At 70.8% G+C, this 17,189-nt stretch carries 15 protein-coding genes; 8 read left to right on the top strand and 7 right to left on the bottom strand.

All coding sequences use genetic code 11. The features are described from left to right. Positions 1 to 42: 42 nt before the first annotated feature. Positions 43 to 468 carry an ester cyclase gene (locus tag OG223_RS43855; protein ID WP_329261667.1) on the bottom strand — a complete coding sequence of 142 codons (426 nt, stop codon included), beginning with the start codon at positions 466 to 468 and terminating at the stop codon, positions 43 to 45. 147 nt (positions 469 to 615) lie between these two features. On the opposite strand from OG223_RS43855, the gene OG223_RS43850 reads away from it, so the two are divergent. Both OG223_RS43850 and OG223_RS43845 read left to right on the top strand, forming a co-directional pair. Further along, positions 616 to 1,365 carry a MerR family transcriptional regulator gene (locus tag OG223_RS43850; protein WP_329261665.1) on the top strand — a complete coding sequence of 250 codons (750 nt, stop codon included), beginning with the start codon at positions 616 to 618 and terminating at the stop codon, positions 1,363 to 1,365. Next, on the top strand, positions 1,362 to 2,210 hold the full coding sequence (locus OG223_RS43845) for a hypothetical protein (protein WP_329261662.1): 849 nt from the start codon (positions 1,362 to 1,364) through the stop codon (positions 2,208 to 2,210). Before OG223_RS43850 ends, OG223_RS43845 begins: the two co-directional genes overlap by 4 nt. On the opposite strand, the gene OG223_RS43840 is transcribed toward OG223_RS43845, so the two are convergent. Next, a complete protein-coding gene (locus tag OG223_RS43840) occupies positions 2,195 to 3,034 on the bottom strand; it encodes a GntR family transcriptional regulator (protein WP_329261660.1) in 840 nt (279 codons plus the stop codon). The genes OG223_RS43845 and OG223_RS43840 overlap by 16 nt on opposite strands. A gap of 307 nt (positions 3,035 to 3,341) precedes the next feature. On the opposite strand from OG223_RS43840, the gene OG223_RS43835 reads away from it, so the two are divergent. Further along, complete coding sequence (locus OG223_RS43835; protein ID WP_329261657.1) at positions 3,342 to 4,883, top strand: beta-N-acetylhexosaminidase; 1,542 nt, start codon at positions 3,342 to 3,344, stop codon at positions 4,881 to 4,883. Positions 4,884 to 4,984: 101 nt separating this feature from the next. Further along, positions 4,985 to 6,436, top strand: a complete 1,452-nt coding sequence (locus tag OG223_RS43830; protein ID WP_329261654.1) for a cellulose binding domain-containing protein — start codon at positions 4,985 to 4,987, stop codon at positions 6,434 to 6,436. Between the two features lie 98 nt (positions 6,437 to 6,534). Here the strand turns inward: OG223_RS43830 and OG223_RS43825 are convergent, their stop codons facing one another. The 4 genes from OG223_RS43825 to OG223_RS43810 form a co-directional block, all read right to left on the bottom strand. Continuing rightward, the gene (locus tag OG223_RS43825; RefSeq protein ID WP_329261652.1) at positions 6,535 to 7,137 is read right to left on the bottom strand and encodes a transposase; all 603 of its coding nucleotides are present in this window, start codon (positions 7,135 to 7,137) and stop codon (positions 6,535 to 6,537) included. After that, complete coding sequence (locus tag OG223_RS43820; protein WP_329261649.1) at positions 7,134 to 7,700, bottom strand: helix-turn-helix domain-containing protein; 567 nt, start codon at positions 7,698 to 7,700, stop codon at positions 7,134 to 7,136. Before OG223_RS43820 ends, OG223_RS43825 begins: the two co-directional genes overlap by 4 nt. 232 nt (positions 7,701 to 7,932) lie before the next feature. Beyond that, complete coding sequence (locus tag OG223_RS43815; protein WP_329265794.1) at positions 7,933 to 8,475, bottom strand: YbhB/YbcL family Raf kinase inhibitor-like protein; 543 nt, start codon at positions 8,473 to 8,475, stop codon at positions 7,933 to 7,935. A gap of 132 nt (positions 8,476 to 8,607) precedes the next feature. After that, on the bottom strand, positions 8,608 to 9,444 hold the full coding sequence (locus tag OG223_RS43810) for a fumarylacetoacetate hydrolase family protein (RefSeq protein ID WP_329261647.1): 837 nt from the start codon (positions 9,442 to 9,444) through the stop codon (positions 8,608 to 8,610). Between the two features lie 137 nt (positions 9,445 to 9,581). Here OG223_RS43810 and OG223_RS43805 point away from each other — a divergent pair, with 137 nt between their 5' ends. From OG223_RS43805 to OG223_RS43790, 4 genes are all read left to right on the top strand, one after another. Continuing rightward, positions 9,582 to 10,283 (top strand): GntR family transcriptional regulator, encoded by a 702-nt coding sequence (locus OG223_RS43805; protein WP_329261644.1) that lies wholly within the window; start codon positions 9,582 to 9,584, stop codon positions 10,281 to 10,283. A 115-nt stretch (positions 10,284 to 10,398) separates the two neighbouring features. Continuing rightward, positions 10,399 to 11,064, top strand: coding sequence for a response regulator transcription factor (locus OG223_RS43800; protein WP_329261641.1), 666 nt, complete (start codon positions 10,399 to 10,401; stop codon positions 11,062 to 11,064). Then, positions 11,061 to 12,359, top strand: a complete 1,299-nt coding sequence (locus tag OG223_RS43795; RefSeq protein ID WP_329261638.1) for a sensor histidine kinase — start codon at positions 11,061 to 11,063, stop codon at positions 12,357 to 12,359. Before OG223_RS43800 ends, OG223_RS43795 begins: the two co-directional genes overlap by 4 nt. Beyond that, the gene (locus tag OG223_RS43790) at positions 12,356 to 14,278 is read left to right on the top strand and encodes a glycoside hydrolase family 9 protein (RefSeq protein WP_329261636.1); all 1,923 of its coding nucleotides are present in this window, start codon (positions 12,356 to 12,358) and stop codon (positions 14,276 to 14,278) included. The genes OG223_RS43795 and OG223_RS43790 overlap by 4 nt, the downstream gene beginning before the upstream one ends. Before the next feature lie 55 nt (positions 14,279 to 14,333). On the opposite strand, the gene OG223_RS43785 is transcribed toward OG223_RS43790, so the two are convergent. Beyond that, positions 14,334 to 17,153: an alpha-L-rhamnosidase-related protein gene (locus OG223_RS43785; RefSeq protein WP_329261634.1), complete on the bottom strand. Its 2,820-nt coding sequence runs from the start codon at positions 17,151 to 17,153 to the stop codon at positions 14,334 to 14,336. Positions 17,154 to 17,189: the final 36 nt, after the last annotated feature.

Below are 17,189 nucleotides of genomic sequence, written 5' to 3'. Positions count from 1 at the left end.
GTGAGAGCCGGGCGGGTCAGTGGTCGGTGAGAACCGACCGGGTCAGTGATCGGCGGGGGCGGGCGCGATCTGCCCCATGAGGCCGATCATGTCCGGGGCGACCCACTCCTCGGCGATCCGGTCGCCCTCGAAGCGGTAGACCTCGATGCTCCGGTAGGCGACCTGCCGGCCCGTCGCCTCGAACTGCTGGAACGCGCCCTGGTGCGTGCCGTGGAACGAGACCAGCGCCGTCACCTTGTCACCTACGGCGAACATGTCCTGGACGTCGACCCTCAGATCGGGGAAGGCGTCCAGCATGGCCCGCGCACCCTGCCGCCAGACCTCGCGGCCGTGCAGCGGGTCGGGCAGGCCGGGAACGTTGGCGAGGAAGTCCTCCGTCAACATCCCTACGCACGCGTCGAGTTCACCTTTCTCCAGCGACCGGTACGCCGTGCGCAGCAGGTCCATGTTCCTCTCGGTGGTGGTCATGTCGGTGTCCTTTCCACGGTGGCGCCGTGAGCTCGGTGATCGCTCCGGGCCGGTTGCGCATGAGTACAGACCCTGACGCCGCGGCAAGGTCAAGCAGCTCACGAGTCGCCTTGACCTTGCCGCGACGTCAGGGTTTCTACTGAAGTCATGCGAATCGGCGAGATCGCCGCCCTCGTCGGGGTCACCCCGCGGGCCGTGCGGCACTACCACCATCTCGGGCTGCTGCCCGAACCCGTACGGCGGAGCAACGGCTACCGCGAGTACGGCATCCGGGACGCCGTCCTGCTGGCCCGCGTCCGTCGGCTGACCGAGCTGGGCCTCGGTCTCGACGAGGTGCGTGACGTCCTCGCGGACGACGAGGGCCGCGAACTGGTGGAAGTACTGCAGGAGTTGGACGAGGACCTCGGACGGCAGGAGGCGGTCGTCCGGGAGCGACGCCAACGGCTCGCCACACTGCTTGCGGAGGCCCGGGCCGGGCGGCTGACCGCCGACGCGCCGCTGTCGCCACAGCTCACCGCGCTGCTGGCGGGCCTCGGCGAGCTGCCGGACTCCCCCATGGCTGCGAAGGACCGGGAGATCCTGGCCCTCCTCGACACCGTGGCGCCCGAGGCGGAGCGGGTCCGGCTGATGGACACGCTGCGGGGGATGCAGGAGCACGCCGCCGAGATGTACGGCCTGCTGGACGCCCTGGCCGACAAGGAGCCGGACGACCCCGGGGTGACCCGTGCCGCCACCGCCCTGGCGGCCCTGCTGCCCGCCGATCTGATCGCGGGTCTCCCCGACAGGCCCGACGGCGGTCTGACCGACGTCATCTTCGCGGACCTGGCACCGGCCCAGTCGGCGGCGGTGCTCCGTGCGATCGAACTCGTGCGGCGCCGACCGGATTCACCGTCATGACAACGCCGGAGATCCGGGCACCCCTGCCCGAAGCCCCCGTGCGAGGACCGGTCCAGCGGAAGCTGCGCGCCGTCGCGGTGCCCGCCCAACTCGCGCTGGCCTGCTGCCTGTTCAGCGGGATTCCGGTGCCCGACACCGTGCTGCTCGCCGCCAAGCTGCTCCTGTTGCTGCTCCTCGGCGCCGAGGCGTACGTCTGGCTGCGGCTACGGCGGCTCGGACTGTCCCGGCGCGAGGCGCTCGCGCGGCTCGTGCCCGAGCGCCTGGCCCGGTACGTGGCGCACGAGGCGCGGATCCTGACGAGCCTGGTCCGGTGGGCGGCCCGCCGTCCGCATGGTGTCGGCGGGGCCGACGCGGTCTTCCCGCACGCCCGCGACCAGGCCGCCATGATGTACGGCCTGACGTTCGTGTGCGTGGCCGAGACGGTCGCGCTGTCGTTCCTGCTCGCCCGCTGGCCCGTCGTCCACGCCGTGCTTCTGGTCGTCGACGTCTACACCGTGCTGTTCGTCCTCGGTATGCACGCCGCCGCCGTCACCCGGCCGCACGTCCTGGCCGGGGGCGTCCTGCGCGTCCGGCAGGCGGCCCATGTCGACCTCCATGTTCCCGTCGCCCGGATCGCCGCCGTCCGGCGCGAGACGCGGTACACCCACGAGAAGAAGGACGGCGAGCTGAACCTGCCCGTCGGCTCGCAGACCTCCCTCACCCTCGAACTGGCCGAACCGGTCGACGCGCCGACGTTCCTCGGCACCCCGCGCCTCGTACGGGTGATCCGGTTGCACGCCGACGATCCGAAGACCTTCTACGACTCCGTCACCCGCGCGCGGGACACGGCTCACGACGCCGACTGAATGTCCCCCCGCGTGGACGCCGCGATCGTGTCCCGGTGGGCGAAGTCGCCCGGGGGGATGCCCGGATGGTGGCCGAGAGGGGTCGACGGGGCCGTGACCGAGGGGCCCAGGGTGAGGCGGGAGACGATGCGGTAGCGGTCCCCGCGGTAGATCGAGTGGACGTATTCGACGGGCCGGCCCGTGGTGTCCGAGGTGAGGCGCTCGAAGAGCAGGGCCGGGGAGAGTTCGGGAACGTCGAGGAGTTCGGCCTCGGCGCGGGTGACGACGGTCGGCTCGATCGCCTGGACCGCCTCCTGGACGTGCACGCCGTGCTGTTCCCGGAGGTGTTCGTACAGGTCGCCGGCCTCCAACTCCCGTGCGGACAGCGTGGGGACGAGGTCGGCCCGGATGTGCAGGTGCTCGATGGCCATCGGGGCGCCGTCGACCAGGCGCAGCCGTGCCACGTACACGATCTCGGCGGCGGGCGAGAGGCGCAGCCTGCGGCCCACGCGGGCGCCGGCCGGGATGGTGGTGAACTCCAGCAGGCGACTCGACCAGGTGCCGGAGGCCTGAGGGGCCGTCATGGTCTGTTCGCCGGAGACGAGTTCCTGGGTGATCTTCTCGGGCGCCACGAACATGCCGCGCCCGTGTTCCCGCACCAGCAGCCCCGCGGCGACGAGTTCGTCGACCGCCGCGCGCAAGGTCGGGCGGGAGACGCCCAGTTGGGCGCAGAGGACGCGCTCGGAGGGGATCGCGTCCCCCGGGTGGTGCGACTCGACGAGGTCGAGGATGAAGTCCCGGACCCGCTCCCGTTTGAGCACCGCACCTGGCGCGTCGGCCTTCATGTCGTATTTCCCCCTGCGCGGAGTCCCTGGTCGGCCACTTGACCAGTTGACCAACGGTAGCCCGCCATCGCCCTGTTGACCCGCGCAGTGTAACCACCTCCGGGCGATGATCCTTCCCATCCGGATCGACCGGCACGCCAAGTCACCTTGCGGCAAAGGGGGTTGACGCCCGCATTGGTCTATGCCACCTTCATCCCCACATCGACAGGTGAGCTGTCCAGTGGGCTTCACTGGTCAGGTGGTCAGGCGGCCGCTCACACCCTCCCCAGGTGCACCTCCCCCACACGCCCCGCCCCGGAGACGATCCATGCCCGCACAGCGTTCCGTGCTCTCCCTCGTCCCCCGCCCCGCCAAGTCGGCTGTCCGGCCAGGGCAGTTCACGCTCGACACCGACACCGCGCTACACATCGGCGCGGGCGCCGAACCGGCCGCGGACCTGCTGCGCACCCTGCTCGCCCCGGCCACCGGACTGCCTCTGCGGCCGTCCCCGGTGGGGCAGTTGACCCTGACGCTCGACCCCGCTCTCGCGGGTCTCACCGGCCTCGGCGAGGAGGGCTACGCGCTCACCGTCGCCCCGCACGCCGTACTCCTGCGCGCCGCGCACCTCACCGGCCTGCTGCGCGGAATCCAGACGATCCGTCAACTCCTGCCCCCGCAAGCCCTGTCGGAGACTCCGCAGCCGGATACGCGCTGGGCACTGCCGTGCGTCGAGATCACCGACCTCCCCCGGCACCCGTGGCGCGGCGCGATGCTGGACGTGGCCCGGCACTTCCAGCCGGTCTCCTATCTGCGCCGGTACGTCGACCTGCTCGCCCTGCACAAGATTGGCACGTTCCATCTGCACCTCACCGACGACCAGGGCTGGCGCATGCCGGTCTCCGCCTACCCCAAGCTCACCGAGATAGGCAGTCACCGCGCCGAGTCCCAACAGGGGCCCGCCGGGAGCGACTTGCACGACGGCGTCCCGCACGCCGGGTCCTACACGCGGGCCGAACTCACCGGCCTGGTGAGCTATGCGGCGGCTCGCGGAGTCACCGTCATGCCGGAGATAGAGATGCCCGGCCATGTGCGGGCCGCCCTCGCCGCCTATCCCCGGCTGGGCAACAACCCGGAGCGTGTCCTCGACGTCTGGACCCGCTGGGGCGTGTGCGACACCGTCCTCGGGGTCCACGACGAGGTCCTCGACTTCTGCCGTACGGTCCTCGACGAGGTCATGGACGTCTTCCCCTCGCCGTACATCCACGTCGGCGGCGAGGAGTGCCCCACCGCCGAGTGGACGCACAGTGCCGCCGCCCGCGAACGGGCCCTGGCGCAGGGCCTGTCGAGCCCCGCGGCGCTGCACGGCTGGTTCCTCGGGCAGATCGGCGAGTTCCTCGTGCAACGCGGGCGGCGCCCGGTCGGCTGGGCCGAGACGGGTGCCGAACTGCCCCTGGACTTCACGGTGATGACCTGGCGGGACGCGGCCCACACCCTGACGGCGGCCCGCCGCGGCCACCCCGTCGTGAACGCCGAGCACCGGGCGACCTATCTCGACTACGCCCAGTCCGCGGACCCGGGCGAGCCCCCGGCCCAGCCCGGCGGCGTCGTCGATCTGCGGACCGTCCACGCCCACGACCCCGTGCCCGAGGACGCCGAACGGGGCGCGACCGAGCGGGTGTTGGGCACCCAGGCCCAGTTGTGGACCGAGTTCGTCACGACGCCCGAGCGGATCGAGTACCTCACCTACCCCCGCCTGTGCGCCCTGGCCGACCGCGCCTGGAGCGGCGCGACCGACTGGACGGACTTCCGCTCCCGGCTCGACGACCACACGGCCCGCCTGGCCGCACTCGGCGTCCGGTACCGCTCCTGACCTGTCCCGTTCCGGTACCACCCGCTCACCTGTCCCGTTCCAGTACCGCCCGCTCACCTGTCCCGTTCCGGAATCACCCCACCCTTCTGGAGAGGCACGACATGAGACTCGACACGAGGTTCGACACGAGGTCGGCGAAGAACAGACTCCGCGCCGCCGCGTCCGCCGCCGTCGCGGTGGCCCTGGGCACCGCCGCGCTCACCGCCATGCCGTCCACCGCGAGCGCTGCGGGCGACGGGCTGAGCGTCCAGTACCGCACCAGCGCCACGGGAGCCACCGCCGACCAGGCCGAGCCGTGGTTCAAGGTGAAGAACACCGGCTCCACCACGGTGCCGTTGGCGAACGTCAAGCTCCGCTACTACTTCAAGGCGGACTCGGCGAGCGCGAGTTACCGCTTCGCGTGTTCCTGGGCCGTCAAGGGCTGCGCCAACATCACGGGCACGTTCGGCACCCTCGCCAACCCGACGGCCACGGCGGACCGTTACCTGGAGATCGGCTTCACCTCCGGCGCCGGCACCCTCGCGCCCGGCGCCGACACCAGCGACATGCAGTTGCGCTTCTACCAGTCGACCTGGCAGACCCTGAACCAGAGCGACGACTACTCCTTCGGCGCCTCCCAGACCTCGTACGCCGACTGGTCCAAGGTCACGGCACAGTTGGCCGGCACCACACTCTGGGGCACGGCCCCCGCGGGCAACGACCCGACGAACCCGCCCACCGACCCGCCGACCGCCCCCCCACCCACCGGCGCCACCCTGTTCGACGACTTCAACTACAGCGCCTACAACGACCCGAAGATCTCGGCGCACGGCTGGGGCGTGCGCTCCACCTCCGGCGGTCCCGGTGTCTCCGGTGCCACCTGGGCGCCGCAGAACGTCACCTTCGCCAGCACGAGCGGCAACTCCGTGATGAATCTGGAGACGTCGACGGCGGGCACCGGCGAGAGCACCAAGCAGACCGAAGTCGTCACCAACACACGGAAGTTCAAGAACGGCACCTACGCGGCCCGGGTCAAGTTCAACGACGCGCCCAAGTCCGGCCCGGACGGCGACCACCTCGTCCAGACCTTCTTCACCATCAACGACCTCACCGCACCGCTGGCGGACGACTACTCCGAGTACGACTTCGAGTACCTCCCCAACGGCGGCTGGGGCGAGACCTCCAACATCCTGTACACGACGTCCTGGGAGACCTACCAGGCCGACCCGTGGATCGCGGTCAACCAGCACACCGAGGGCCGGCAGAGCTACAACGGCTGGCACGACCTGGTGCTGACCATCGACAACAGCAGCATCAAGTACTACATCGACGGCCAGCTCTTCGGCACCCACGACGCCGCGTACCTCCCGGAGCGGCCGATGTCGATCAACTTCAACCAGTGGCTGATCGACTTCGGCGGCCTGACCAGCTCCACCGCCCGCGCCTACGACGAGCAGGTCGACTACGTCCTGCACGTCAAGGACCAGGTTCTCACCCCGGCGCAGGTCGCCGCGAAGGTCGCGGCCTACCGCGGCGCGGGCACCACCTTCGAGGACACCGTGCCCAGCAGTTGATCACCGAACGCGGCGGGGCGCGCACTCGGCGTACGGCGTCCGGGTGCGCGCCCCGCCGTCGCCTAAGTGGTTGGCTCCGGAAATCCTTCGGGGGTTGATCATGCGGCCAAGGCGACGGAGGATTCTTCTTGCCGGCCGGGTTGGCGGCGGTCGAGTCGGGCCAGCAGATCGTCCAGGCCTGAGGTGGTGAACCTCCACTGGAACGGCTGTGCCGTGGCGTTGTAGCGGTCTTCGAATGCTCGGAGCCGATCCCGGACCTCGTCGAGGTCGGTGAAGTCGTTGGGCGTCACGACCTTCCGCTGCACGATGGAGAAGAAGATCTCTATCTGGTTCAGCCAGGAGGCGTGGACGGGGGTGTGGACCAGGATCGCGTTGGGAAACCTGGCCGCCAGGCGGTCGATGGACCGCCGGCCGCGGTGGGAGGAGCCGTTGTCGACGATGAAGAAGACGCGTTTCGCGCTGGTGTAGGGCTCGGCGGTCATGACTTGTTCGACCAGGTTCATGAACGGCACGATCCCGGTGGTTGCCTCACAGCGACCGAAGGCCTTCGCCTGGTGGACGTCGTAGGCAGCCAGGTAGGCCAGAGCTCCGCCGCGCTCGTAGGTGTGGTTGACGCGCATCGCGCGGGATTGGCCCGGGGCCAGAGTCGGATGACAGCGGCAGCGGGCCTGGATGGAGGTCTTCTCATCTGCGGAGATCACGTACTCGTCCTCGCCGAGCGGGACACGTTCGAAGGCACGGGCATACAGGTCAAGGACCAGCTGGGCCCTGGCCCGGAACCGGGGTCGGTCATGAAGATCCACGACCGGTACTGCCAGGGCTTGAGGGCGTCCTGGTGCAGCCAGCGGCGCACGGTGGACGCCGAGATGGTGTCCGCGATGCCGCGCGCGGTGAGTTCGGCAGCCAGCTCCGGGCACGACCACCGCGCCAGCGGCACGCCCCTCTCGGCAGGCAGTTGACAGGCCAGCGCCTTGGCGTGGGCGACCTGCAGGGGTGTGAAGGGGGCCGGGCGGCCGGAACGTTTGCCGTCGGCCAGGGCGGACAGGCGGCCGTCTGCGAACCGGCTCCGCCAGCAGCGCACGGTGTCCCGATGCAGACCCGTCTCACGGGCGATGCGCGCGTTGGAGCGCCCCGGGCCGCGTGGCAGCACGATCTGTGCGCGCATCCGGGCCAGGTGAAGGGTCTTGTGACCGTAGGCCGCCTTCTTCAGTCGGTGACGTTCTGCGGCGGTCAGTGTCACGCGTATGGCTGGATGGGCAGGCATGTGCGGCGGGGTGTCGATCCTTCGGAAGCGGTGGGCGGAAGGGCCGCCGCCGGAAATCTGCGTCCTTGTCCGGGCAGCGCAGCGTCCACACTCCGCTCCGAGCAGTTGTGCCGTGGCGTGCAGGGTGCGGCGGGGCTGCGGCCGGCAGGCGTGGCGGTTCGGCCGGGAAAGTGGGTTCGGGGTCCGCGGCCGTGTGGCTGCGGACCCCGAACCGGTCGTTGAGGAGGCTGTGTCAGCCTTCGCCGCCCCAGGGAGTGATCAGGGCGCGGGCGATGGTGTGCTGGAGGATGCTGAAGTACAGCACGGCGGGGGTGGAGTCGTCGGTGACGCCGAGGTCCTTGACTGAGGGCACGTCGAGAGCGTTGACGGCGATGAAGTAGCGGTGCCTGCCGGTGCCGGGCGGGGGCATGGCGCCGGCGTAGAAGGCCAGGCGGGCGTCGTTGGGGACATGGAACGCACCGGCCGGCAGGCCCTGGCCGCCGGGCGCGCCCGTGCCGGTGGCCAGCTCGGTCACCGCGGCGGGGATGTCGGCCAGGGCCCAGTGCCAGAAACCGGCCGGGACGGGGGCGTCGGCGTCGTACATGGTGACCACGAAGCTTTTGGTGGCCTCGGGGAAGCCGGTCCAGGACAGCTGGGGGGAGGCGTCGGCGGCGGTGGGGATGCCGGTGCGGGCGGAGTACTGCGGCGGGGCCAGCGGCTCGCCGTCCTTGACGTCGGTGCTGGTGACGGTGAAGGAGGGGACCGGGGGGAGCTTGTCGAAGGGGTTGGCGGGCACGAGGGCCTCCTGGGGAGTGGTGGTGGGGGTGTCGGTGGTCTTGGCGCGGCGGAACGGGGACATGGATCAGGGGCCTTGTCGAGTGTTGCGGTGGGCGGCGGCAGAGCCGGATGGGCGGCGCTGTCCGGGTGGTTACGCGGCGAAGGTCTGGCGGATGGTGCCGATGCCTTCGATCCAGGTGGTGAGCTCGTCGCCGGGGGCGAGGAATCGTGGCGGGGTACGGGCCAGGCCGACCCCGGCCGGGGTCCCGGTGAACAGGATGTCGCCGGGCAGCAGCGGCAGGTTGTGCGACATGGCGGCGATGAACGCGGGGACGGAGAAGACCATGCTGGCGGTGCGGTCCTTCTGCAGGACGTCGTCGCCGAGCGAGCAGCCGATCTCCAGGTCGTCGGGGTTAGCGAACTCGTCCGGGGTGACCAGGCAGGGCCCGGTCGGGGAGAAGCCGGGGTGGGACTTGGCCGGTCCCCACTGCGGGGCCGGTCCGGCGAACTGGGCGAGGCGCTCCGACAGGTCCTGGCCGACGGTCAGTCCGGCCACGTGCGACCAGGCGTCGGCCTCGGCCACCTGCCAGGCACGTCTGCCGATCACCACGACCAGCTCCGCCTCCCAGTCGACGTGCCCCTCGGGCAGGCGGTCCTGTGTGCAGGGGCCGGTGACGGAACTGGGGAACTTGGTGAACACCGCCGGGGCGTCGGGGACGACGACGTCGTTCTCGCCGGCGTGGGCGCGGTAGTTCAGGCCGACGGCCAGCACCTGACGCGGGCGCGGTGCCGGGGCTCCCAGATCGCGTTCGTCGTAGGGGATGCCCGCGAGATCGTCGGCCTGGGCGGCCCAGTGGGTGAACGCCGTCCAGTTCTCGTAGACGGCCTGCGGGTCCGCGGCGAAGGCGCCTGCGCTGGCCTGTTCGACGTCCAGTGCGCCCTGCGCGGTCAGCAGGACCAGTCGTCCGTTCAGGTTGGCGATCCGCACGGGACTCTCCTTGCCTTGTTGCTTCCACGCCGGTGGCTGTCCGGGGTGGCGTGGTTCCACTGAAACACATCAAATTCGAAGACGCAAAATACTTTCGAAAGTTAACGGGTGTTTCGGTGGCGCGTAGGATTGCTGGTATGCCGTCTGATGTCCCGCCCAAGCGCACTCGTACCGATGACGTCCACGCCCGCCTGCGCGCGGACATCCTCAGCGGCCGGCTGCTGCCCGGGCAGCGGCTGAAGTTCCCCGACCTGGCGGCCCGCTACGAAGCCAGCGTCGGAGTGATCCGCGAGGCCCTGATCCGCCTGGCCGAGCGCGGTCTGGTCCGCTCCGAGGCCCACCTCGGCTTCCAGGTCGCCCCCCTGAGCGAAGCCGGCCACGCCGAACTCGGCGACGCACGGCTGCAGATCGAAACCCTCGTCCTACGGCGGGCCATCACGGACGGCGACCTTGCCTGGGAGTCACGACTGGTCGCCGCCCACCACCGCTTCGAACGCACCCCGCGCACCGACCCGGCCGCACCCGACCGCCCCACCCCCGACTGGCTGCTGGCCCATGCCGCCTTCCACCACACCCTGCTCGACGGCTGCGCCAACCGCAGACTCCTGGCCATGGCCAATGCCCTGCGCGAGGAAGCCGAGCTCTACCGGCGCTGGTCACACCCCGACCCCGCCGCCGACCCCGCACCCGCCGACCCCGCCCTGCCCGACGAGCACCGAGAGTTGCTGGACGCCGCCCTCGCCCGCGATCCCGATCGCGCGACTGACGCCCTGAGCTGCCTCATCAACCTCACCGCCGAACTCCGTCTCGACACCGGAGTACAAGCTCAGAACCCGTGACCAGGGGCTCCCACGGCGGGTCGTGAGAACCTCTCCGGCCAACGCTTCACGCACAACATTCATTAAGGGGTCAACCCCCGAAGGACTTCGAAACACGACCACTAAGCTCCGGGCCATGCGCGTATTGGTCTTGGAGGACGATCTTGAGCTGGGGCCCGTCGTCGCAGATCGACTGCGGGACGCGGGGTTCGCGGTGGACCTCGCCCGCACGCTGGCCGAGACGGATCTCAAGCTCTCCGTCCATCGCTACGACTGTGTCGTGGCCGACCGCTCGGTCCCGGACGGCGACTCCCTCACGCTGCTCGCCGCACAGCGCCGGGCGGGATCGGTGCTGCCCTTCCTGCTGCTGACGGCGCTCGACGCGGTCGGCGACCGGGTGGCCGGCTTCGAGCACGGCGCGGACGACTACCTGGTGAAGCCGTTCGCCTTCGCCGAACTCGTCGTACGGGTAAGGGCGTTGTGCCGCAGGGAGCAGCCCGCGCGGCCGTCCGTCCTGCGGGCGGGCGATCTGGAGCTGGATCTGCCGCGGCGCCGGGTGACCCGGGCCGGGGTGCTGCTCAGCCTGTCGGCCAAGGAGTTCGCGGTGCTGGAGCTGCTGATGCTGCGGGCGGGCGAGGTCGTCACGCGCAGCGAGCTGATCGAGAGCTGCTGGGACGAGGCGAGCGAGCCGATGTCCAATGTCGTGGACGTGTTGATCGGCCAGTTGCGCAGACGGCTCGGGCCGCCCGATCCGATCGCGACGGTGCGCGGTGTCGGCTACCGCCTGGGCGGCGAGGAGTGAAGCACCGCGACCCGGCGTCCGCCCCCTCGCCCGCCGTGGCCCGGCTGCGGCGCACCCGCCGGCTGATGACGCTCCTGTTCGCCTCGACGACCGCGGCCTGTCTCGTCGTACTCGCCGTGGTCGCCGTCCGGATCGACGCCGCGTCCCGCCGTTCCGGCCTCGACCACGAGGTGGGCAGCCGCGCGGCGGGGCTGTCGCGCGCGGTCTGGTTCGACGCGGGTGTCCTGCACCTGGAGCCGTTGCGGGAGGACGAACTCGCCCAGGGCGCCCAGGTGTTGGCGATCCTGCAGGCGGCGCCCGGGAAGACGCCGACCGTGCGGAACGTCGTACCCGGACGGTCGTCGCTGCCCGACACGGACCGGTTGGACGAGGTCTGGCACAGCGTCCTGGACGAGCAGGGAACGGTCCAAGTCAGCGCGTCCGCCACCAAGGGCGGGCGGCTGCGGTGGGCGGCGGCTCCGGTCTGGGACGGGGACCGGATCGGGGCGGCCGTACTCGTCGGCACGGAACTGGCGCGCAGCGAACGCGATCACGACCTCCTGGTGCGCTGGCTGGCCCTCGGCTGCACAGCGCTGGTGTGCTGCGCGGCGGCCGTAGGACATCTGTTGTCCGGTCGGGCCATGCGGCCCGCGCTGCGCGGGCTCGGTCAGCAGGAGCAGTTCCTGGCCGAGGCGGCGCACGAGCTGCGGACACCGCTGACGACCCTGCGGCTCACCGTCGAGCGGGGCGGCTCGTCCGACGAGACGCTACGGCTGGTCGACCGGCTGAGCCGACTGGTCACCGGGCTGCTCGCCAGGGCCCGGCTGGAGTCGGGGGCGCAGCGGGTCGAGCTGGTGCCGTTGCGGCTGGACCAGTTGGTGGAGACCACGGTCGAGGAGTTGCCGGACCACGACAGTGTGACGGTGACGGCCGAACCGGTGGTGGTGCGCGGCGATCCGGATCTGCTGGCGCAGGCGGTACGGAATCTGGTGGAGAACGCGCAGCGGCACGGCGGGCCGGCCGGTTCGCCGGTGGAGGTCACCGTCGCGCCGGGGCTGGTCACGGTCCGCGACCACGGGGACGGCGTACCGCTCGCGGACCGCGAACGCGTGTTCGCACGTGGTGTCACCGGGACCGGTCCAGGCACGGGCGCGGGCCTCGCCATCGTCCGCTGGGTCGCCGGTCTGCACCACGGCACCGCCCGCCTCACGGACGCTCCTGGCGGCGGCCTGCTCGCCGAACTCCGGCTCCCCGCGGACGCACCCCCGGCGTCCTCATCGTCATCTCATGAAGGTCCCGGCACCGTGGGCGCATGAACGTATTGCGCAGCCCTTTTCTGCTGGTCACCACGACCGCCGTGACCATCGGCGCCGTACTCGTCGGCCTGAATGTCCACGGCGAGGCCGCCACACCGTCCGCCGCCCATGTGGCCGTCCGGGTCGACCAGGTCGGCTATGTGCGCGGCGAGACAAAGCAGGCTTACGTCATGGGACCCACGAAGGCACTCGCGGGGGCACGCTTCAAGGTGGTCGACGCGCGGGACAAGGTGGTCACGGCGGGCCGGCTCGGCGCCGTCACCGGCCACTGGAACGCCAAGTACCCCTCGGTGCGCACGGTCGACCTCTCCGGACTGGACGCCCCCGGCACCTACCGCATCGTCCTTTCCGGCACCGCGGCCGGCCGCTCCCCCGCCTTCCGGATCGCCGACGCGAGCGAGCTGATGACCCCGCTGGTCCGGGACAACGTCCGCTTCCTCCAGGCCCAGCGCGACGGAGCCGACGTGCTGCCCGGGGTCCTCCGGCACGGCCCGTCCCATCTCGCCGACGAGGACGCGGCCGTCTACGCCGACCCGCACTACGACGAGGCGGGTGAGGAACTCCTCGACGAACACCTGACCCCGACCGGTGACACGGTCGATGCCGCGGGCGGCTGGTTCGACGCGGGCGACTTCCTCAAGTTCGCCGGCACCACTTCCTACTCGACCGCCGAACTCCTTCTCGCCGAAAGGGACTTGCCCGCCATGCCCGCGCTGTCCGCCGAGGCCGACCACGGTCTGTCATGGCTGGACAAGATGTGGGACGGCGACAGCGGAACGCTCTACGCCCAGGTCGGCATCGGCGCGGGCAACGACGCCGTACGCACGGACCACGACGTGTGGCGGCTGCCGGAGGCCGACGACCGGCGCGACGTGTCGCCCGGTGATCCGGACTACACGATCAAGCACCGGCCGGTGTTCCGCGCGAACGCGCCGGGCGAGCCGATCACTCCGAGTCTGGCGGGACGGGTGGCCGCGGTGTTCGCCCTCGCCGCGCGGCGCACGGCCGACAGCGACCCGGACCGGGCCCAGGAGTGGCTGGAGAAGGCCGCCGCCGTCTACGACCGGGCCGACACCGACCCGGACCCCGACAAGCCGCTCGTCACCGCCTTCCCCAGCGGCTTCTATCCCGAGGACTCCTGGCAGGACGACATGGAGTTCGCGGGCGCCGAACTGGCGCTGGCCGCCCGGGAGTTGGGTGACGACCGGGAAGGCGACTGGACCGACGAGGCGGCCCACTGGGCCCGGGCCTACCTGGACTCCGACGTCAAGGGCACCCTCAACGTCGCGGACGTCAGCGCCCTGGCCCATGCCGACCTGGCCACCGTCCTGGACGGCGCCCGCAGCAATGGCGTCGGGGCCGGAGACCTGTACAAGGACCTGCGGCGCCAGTTGGAGGACGGGGTCGACCGTGCCGGGCACGATCCGTTCGGTGCCGGTGCGGTCTACGACGACTTCGACGCCGTACCGCACACCTTCGGCCTGGTGGCCACCGCGCGCCTCTACGCAAAGGCCACCGGGGACACCCGCTACGCGGCCTTCGCCGGGCGGCAGCGGGGCTGGGCGCTCGGCGCCAACCCATGGGGAACCAGCTTCATGATCGGCGCGGGTGAGGTCTACCCGCACTGCCCCGAGCACCAGTTGGCCAACCTGCGGGGCAGCCACGACGGCAAGGGCGCGATCCTGCGGGGCGCGGTGGTCAACGGCCCCAACGCGGCGGAGAAACTGGCCGACTTGAACGGCTTCCCGACCATGAAGAAGTGCACCGCCGCCCCGCCGTCGGGAGCCTGGACCGACTTCGACGGCAAGGGTTCGCGGTACGTGGACGACGTGGGCGCCTGGCAGACGGTGGAGCCCTCGCTGGACTTCACCACGACGGCCCTGCTGGCCTTCGCACTCACCGCACAGGACGACGAGTGACCCGGCAGCCCCCCTGCACGCGGGGAGTTGGGGGCTGCCGGAGGTGCTGTGCCGCTCAGGACGTGAGGTAGCAGGACTTGCTCACGTTCGGGAGCGGGTCGGTGCCGAAGGCGGCCGTCGTGCAGGCGGCGGAACCGGTGAACGCCTTGTAGAGGAAGCGGCCCCGGGCGCCGTAGGCGACGGTCTGTTGTCCGCTGAAGCCGCAAGTCCCGCCTTCCGCCGCGCAGTTGGTGGCGTATCCGACCGGGGTGCCGGTGGCGGTGTAACAGGCCTTCGACTCACCCGAGATGGGGTCGCCGAACGTGGCGTCGGTGCACGCGGTGTTGCCGGTGGCGGTGGCCGTGGCGAACGCTCCGTAGGCGCCGTACATCACCGGCTGTCCCGCCGCCGCCGCACAAGTGCCGTTCTGGTCCGCGCACTTGGTCCAGCCACCGGCCGGGGCTCCTGCGGGCGGCAGGTAGCAGGACTTGGCGACGCCGTCGATGGGATCGCCGAAGTGGGCGTTGGTGCAGGCGACGGAGCCGTTGGTGACCTGGTGGACGAAGTTGCCGTTGGCGCCGTAGGCGACGTCACGGTTGTAGCCGGGCACGGCGCAGGTGCCGTTCTCGGCCGCGCAGACGGTGTATCCGGGCGGGCCGCCCACGTCGGCGACGTAGCAGGACTTGACGAGGTTGGCCGCCGGGTCGCCGCCGAAGGAGTCGTTGGAGCAGGCGGTGCTGCTGGTCACGGTCTTGTACGTGTACGTCCCGGCGCCGTAGGCCACCGAGCGGGTGCCGCTGAAGGAGCAGGTGCCGCCCTCGCCCGCGCACCGGGTGTAGCCCGCGCGCAGGGCGCCGGTGCCGGGTTCGGCGGGCGGCGACGGGTTGCCGAGGCCGGTGGCGGAGACGGTGTAGCTGCCGGGTGCGACGCCGGTGAGGTAGACGTAGGTGTCGTCCTGGCTGCCGCCGGTGATGCCGGAGGTCGGCGTGAAAGCGCCGTTCCGCCATACGACGGTGCCGTTCACGGTCACGGTGATGTCGCCGCCGAGCTTCGGAACGCCGATCCGGCCGGTGCTGCCGGACGGGCTGGAGAGCGTGGCCGAGTAGGTGCCGGCCGAAGGGTCGCGGGACCAGGACGCGTTGATGGCGCCCTGGGGCATGGTGATGCGGCCCTGGGCACTGGTCAGGTCGCCGGGGTGCGGGACGAAGCGGTAGGCCCCGGTGGACGACTCGGGCGCGGTGCCGAGCACGTCGAAGGTGAGCGTGGAGGTGGGCGCGGTGGACCACCCGTGCGCCAGGCTCATGAACGAACCGCCGTACGCGAGGCCGCCGTCGGACTGGATGCCCTCCCAGAACGTGCTCTTCGTCCCGATGTCGCTGTCGAGCATGTGACCCCAGGTGCGGCGGATCTGGTCCAGGGCGGTGAAGTCGTCGTTGGCGGTGAACCGGGCGTTCAGCTCCATGCCGCCGGCGAACGGCGAGACGTTGCCGCCCCATTCGGGGGTGGTCGGGCCGTAGATGCCCCAGTTCTTGCCGAGCCCCGCGATGATGCTCTTCGACTTGGCCGTGGAGTCGCTCAACCCGTACCAGACGGCGAGGGAGTTGCCGTCCTGCGGGTACAGGCCGCTGGTCGGGTTGTCCTTGTACATGCCCTTCGAGGCGTCCCACAGCCGGGAGTTGGCCGCCGCCTTGATGGCGTCGGCCTTGCTGTTCCAGCTCGCGGCGAGCGCGCTGTCGCCCTCCACCGCGGCGAGGGTCGCGCCGCCTCTGAGCGCCCCGTACAGCAGCGCGTTGGCGGAGATGTTCTCACCGCCCTGGCCGACCCGGGCCCAGTCCTGGGTGCGGGTGACGTTGAGCAGGTTGTTGCCGTCGATCTTGTTGGTGATGAAGGCCATCCCCCGCTTGTAGTTGGACCATTCGGAGTCCAGCCACGTCCGGTCGCCGGTGTACGTGTAGTACGTGGACGTCCCCAGCAGCGTCCACGTGTGGTAGGTGTCCGAGCCGGTGAGATTGAACGGCGGCCCGGACCACGGGATTTCACCCGCCGACGACTGCGCGTTGTACATCGTGGTGAGCGCGTTGCGGGTCGAGGTGAGGTCGTTGGAGTACGCGTACTGGGTGGGGACGGCGATGCCCATGTCGCCGGGCCAGACCGTGCGGTCACGCTTCGCGCCGTCGACCAGCACGGAATCGCCCACGCCGACGGTGGCGCTGTTGTCCCACGCCGAGGAGGGCGGGGGCCAGGCGCGGCCCTGGTTGGAGGCGATGGTGTTCAACTGCACGGTGTACGCACCGGCGTACCAGATGCGGTTGAGCAACTCGTCGCTGGACGTGAAGTAGTTGGGGTAGTCGGCCGGGTTCGCCTTCCCCGGTGCCGCGGTGAAGTTGAGGCTGACGCCGTTGAGGTCCACCCAGCCCGAGCTGTCCAGGAAGACGGTCAAGTAACGGAAGCCGCCCCGCAGTTGGGCGGTGGGCATCGTGTACGTCCCGTTGGCGGTGGGCGTGGCGTAGAGAGCGCCGTCCTCGCCGTCCCGGCCGCTGCTGCGGTCGCTGTTGTTGCCCACGTACTGGGACGACTCACTGAAGGCCAGGCCGACGCGTTGACCACTGGAGCTGGTGCTGCCGAATGACAACGTTACCAATCCGCCGACCTCCTTCCCGAAGTCGAGCGTGACCGCCGACTGCGAGCCGGAGATCCGGGTCGCCTGTCCGCTCAGGATGTTCGTCGGGTTCGCGACGCTGCCGGAGGTGCGGTAGACGGCGGTCGGCTTGACGGTGCGCGAGGTCGGCGAGTAGTTCACGGCGTCAAGTGCCGCCTTGGGGGCTGGCGTTGCGGTCGCCGGTGCCGCGCCGGCGGACAGGGCCGGGGTCGCGGCCAGCGCCGCTGCCACCGCCATGGTGAGCCCGACTAGCGGTCCCGGTCTGGGCTTTCG

The sequence above is a fragment of the Streptomyces sp. NBC_01478 genome (assembly GCF_036227225.1).
Lineage (GTDB): Bacteria > Actinomycetota > Actinomycetes > Streptomycetales > Streptomycetaceae > Streptomyces.
This window is presented reverse-complemented; position numbering and strand designations above follow the sequence as displayed.

Bases quoted from the DNA above. Each gene is read 5' to 3' on its own strand.
- OG223_RS43855 (WP_329261667.1), bottom strand. From the start codon at position 468: ATGACCACCACCGAGAGGAACATGGACCTGCTGCGCACGGCGTACCGG.
- OG223_RS43850 (WP_329261665.1), top strand. From the start codon at position 616: ATGCGAATCGGCGAGATCGCCGCCCTCGTCGGGGTCACCCCGCGGGCC.
- OG223_RS43845 (WP_329261662.1), top strand. From the start codon at position 1,362: ATGACAACGCCGGAGATCCGGGCACCCCTGCCCGAAGCCCCCGTGCGA.
- OG223_RS43840 (WP_329261660.1), bottom strand. From the start codon at position 3,034: ATGAAGGCCGACGCGCCAGGTGCGGTGCTCAAACGGGAGCGGGTCCGG.
- OG223_RS43835 (WP_329261657.1), top strand. From the start codon at position 3,342: ATGCCCGCACAGCGTTCCGTGCTCTCCCTCGTCCCCCGCCCCGCCAAG.
- OG223_RS43830 (WP_329261654.1), top strand. From the start codon at position 4,985: ATGAGACTCGACACGAGGTTCGACACGAGGTCGGCGAAGAACAGACTC.
- OG223_RS43820 (WP_329261649.1), bottom strand. From the start codon at position 7,700: ATGCCTGCCCATCCAGCCATACGCGTGACACTGACCGCCGCAGAACGT.
- OG223_RS43805 (WP_329261644.1), top strand. From the start codon at position 9,582: ATGCCGTCTGATGTCCCGCCCAAGCGCACTCGTACCGATGACGTCCAC.
- OG223_RS43800 (WP_329261641.1), top strand. From the start codon at position 10,399: ATGCGCGTATTGGTCTTGGAGGACGATCTTGAGCTGGGGCCCGTCGTC.
- OG223_RS43790 (WP_329261636.1), top strand. From the start codon at position 12,356: ATGAACGTATTGCGCAGCCCTTTTCTGCTGGTCACCACGACCGCCGTG.
- OG223_RS43785 (WP_329261634.1), bottom strand. From the start codon at position 17,153: ATGGCGGTGGCAGCGGCGCTGGCCGCGACCCCGGCCCTGTCCGCCGGC.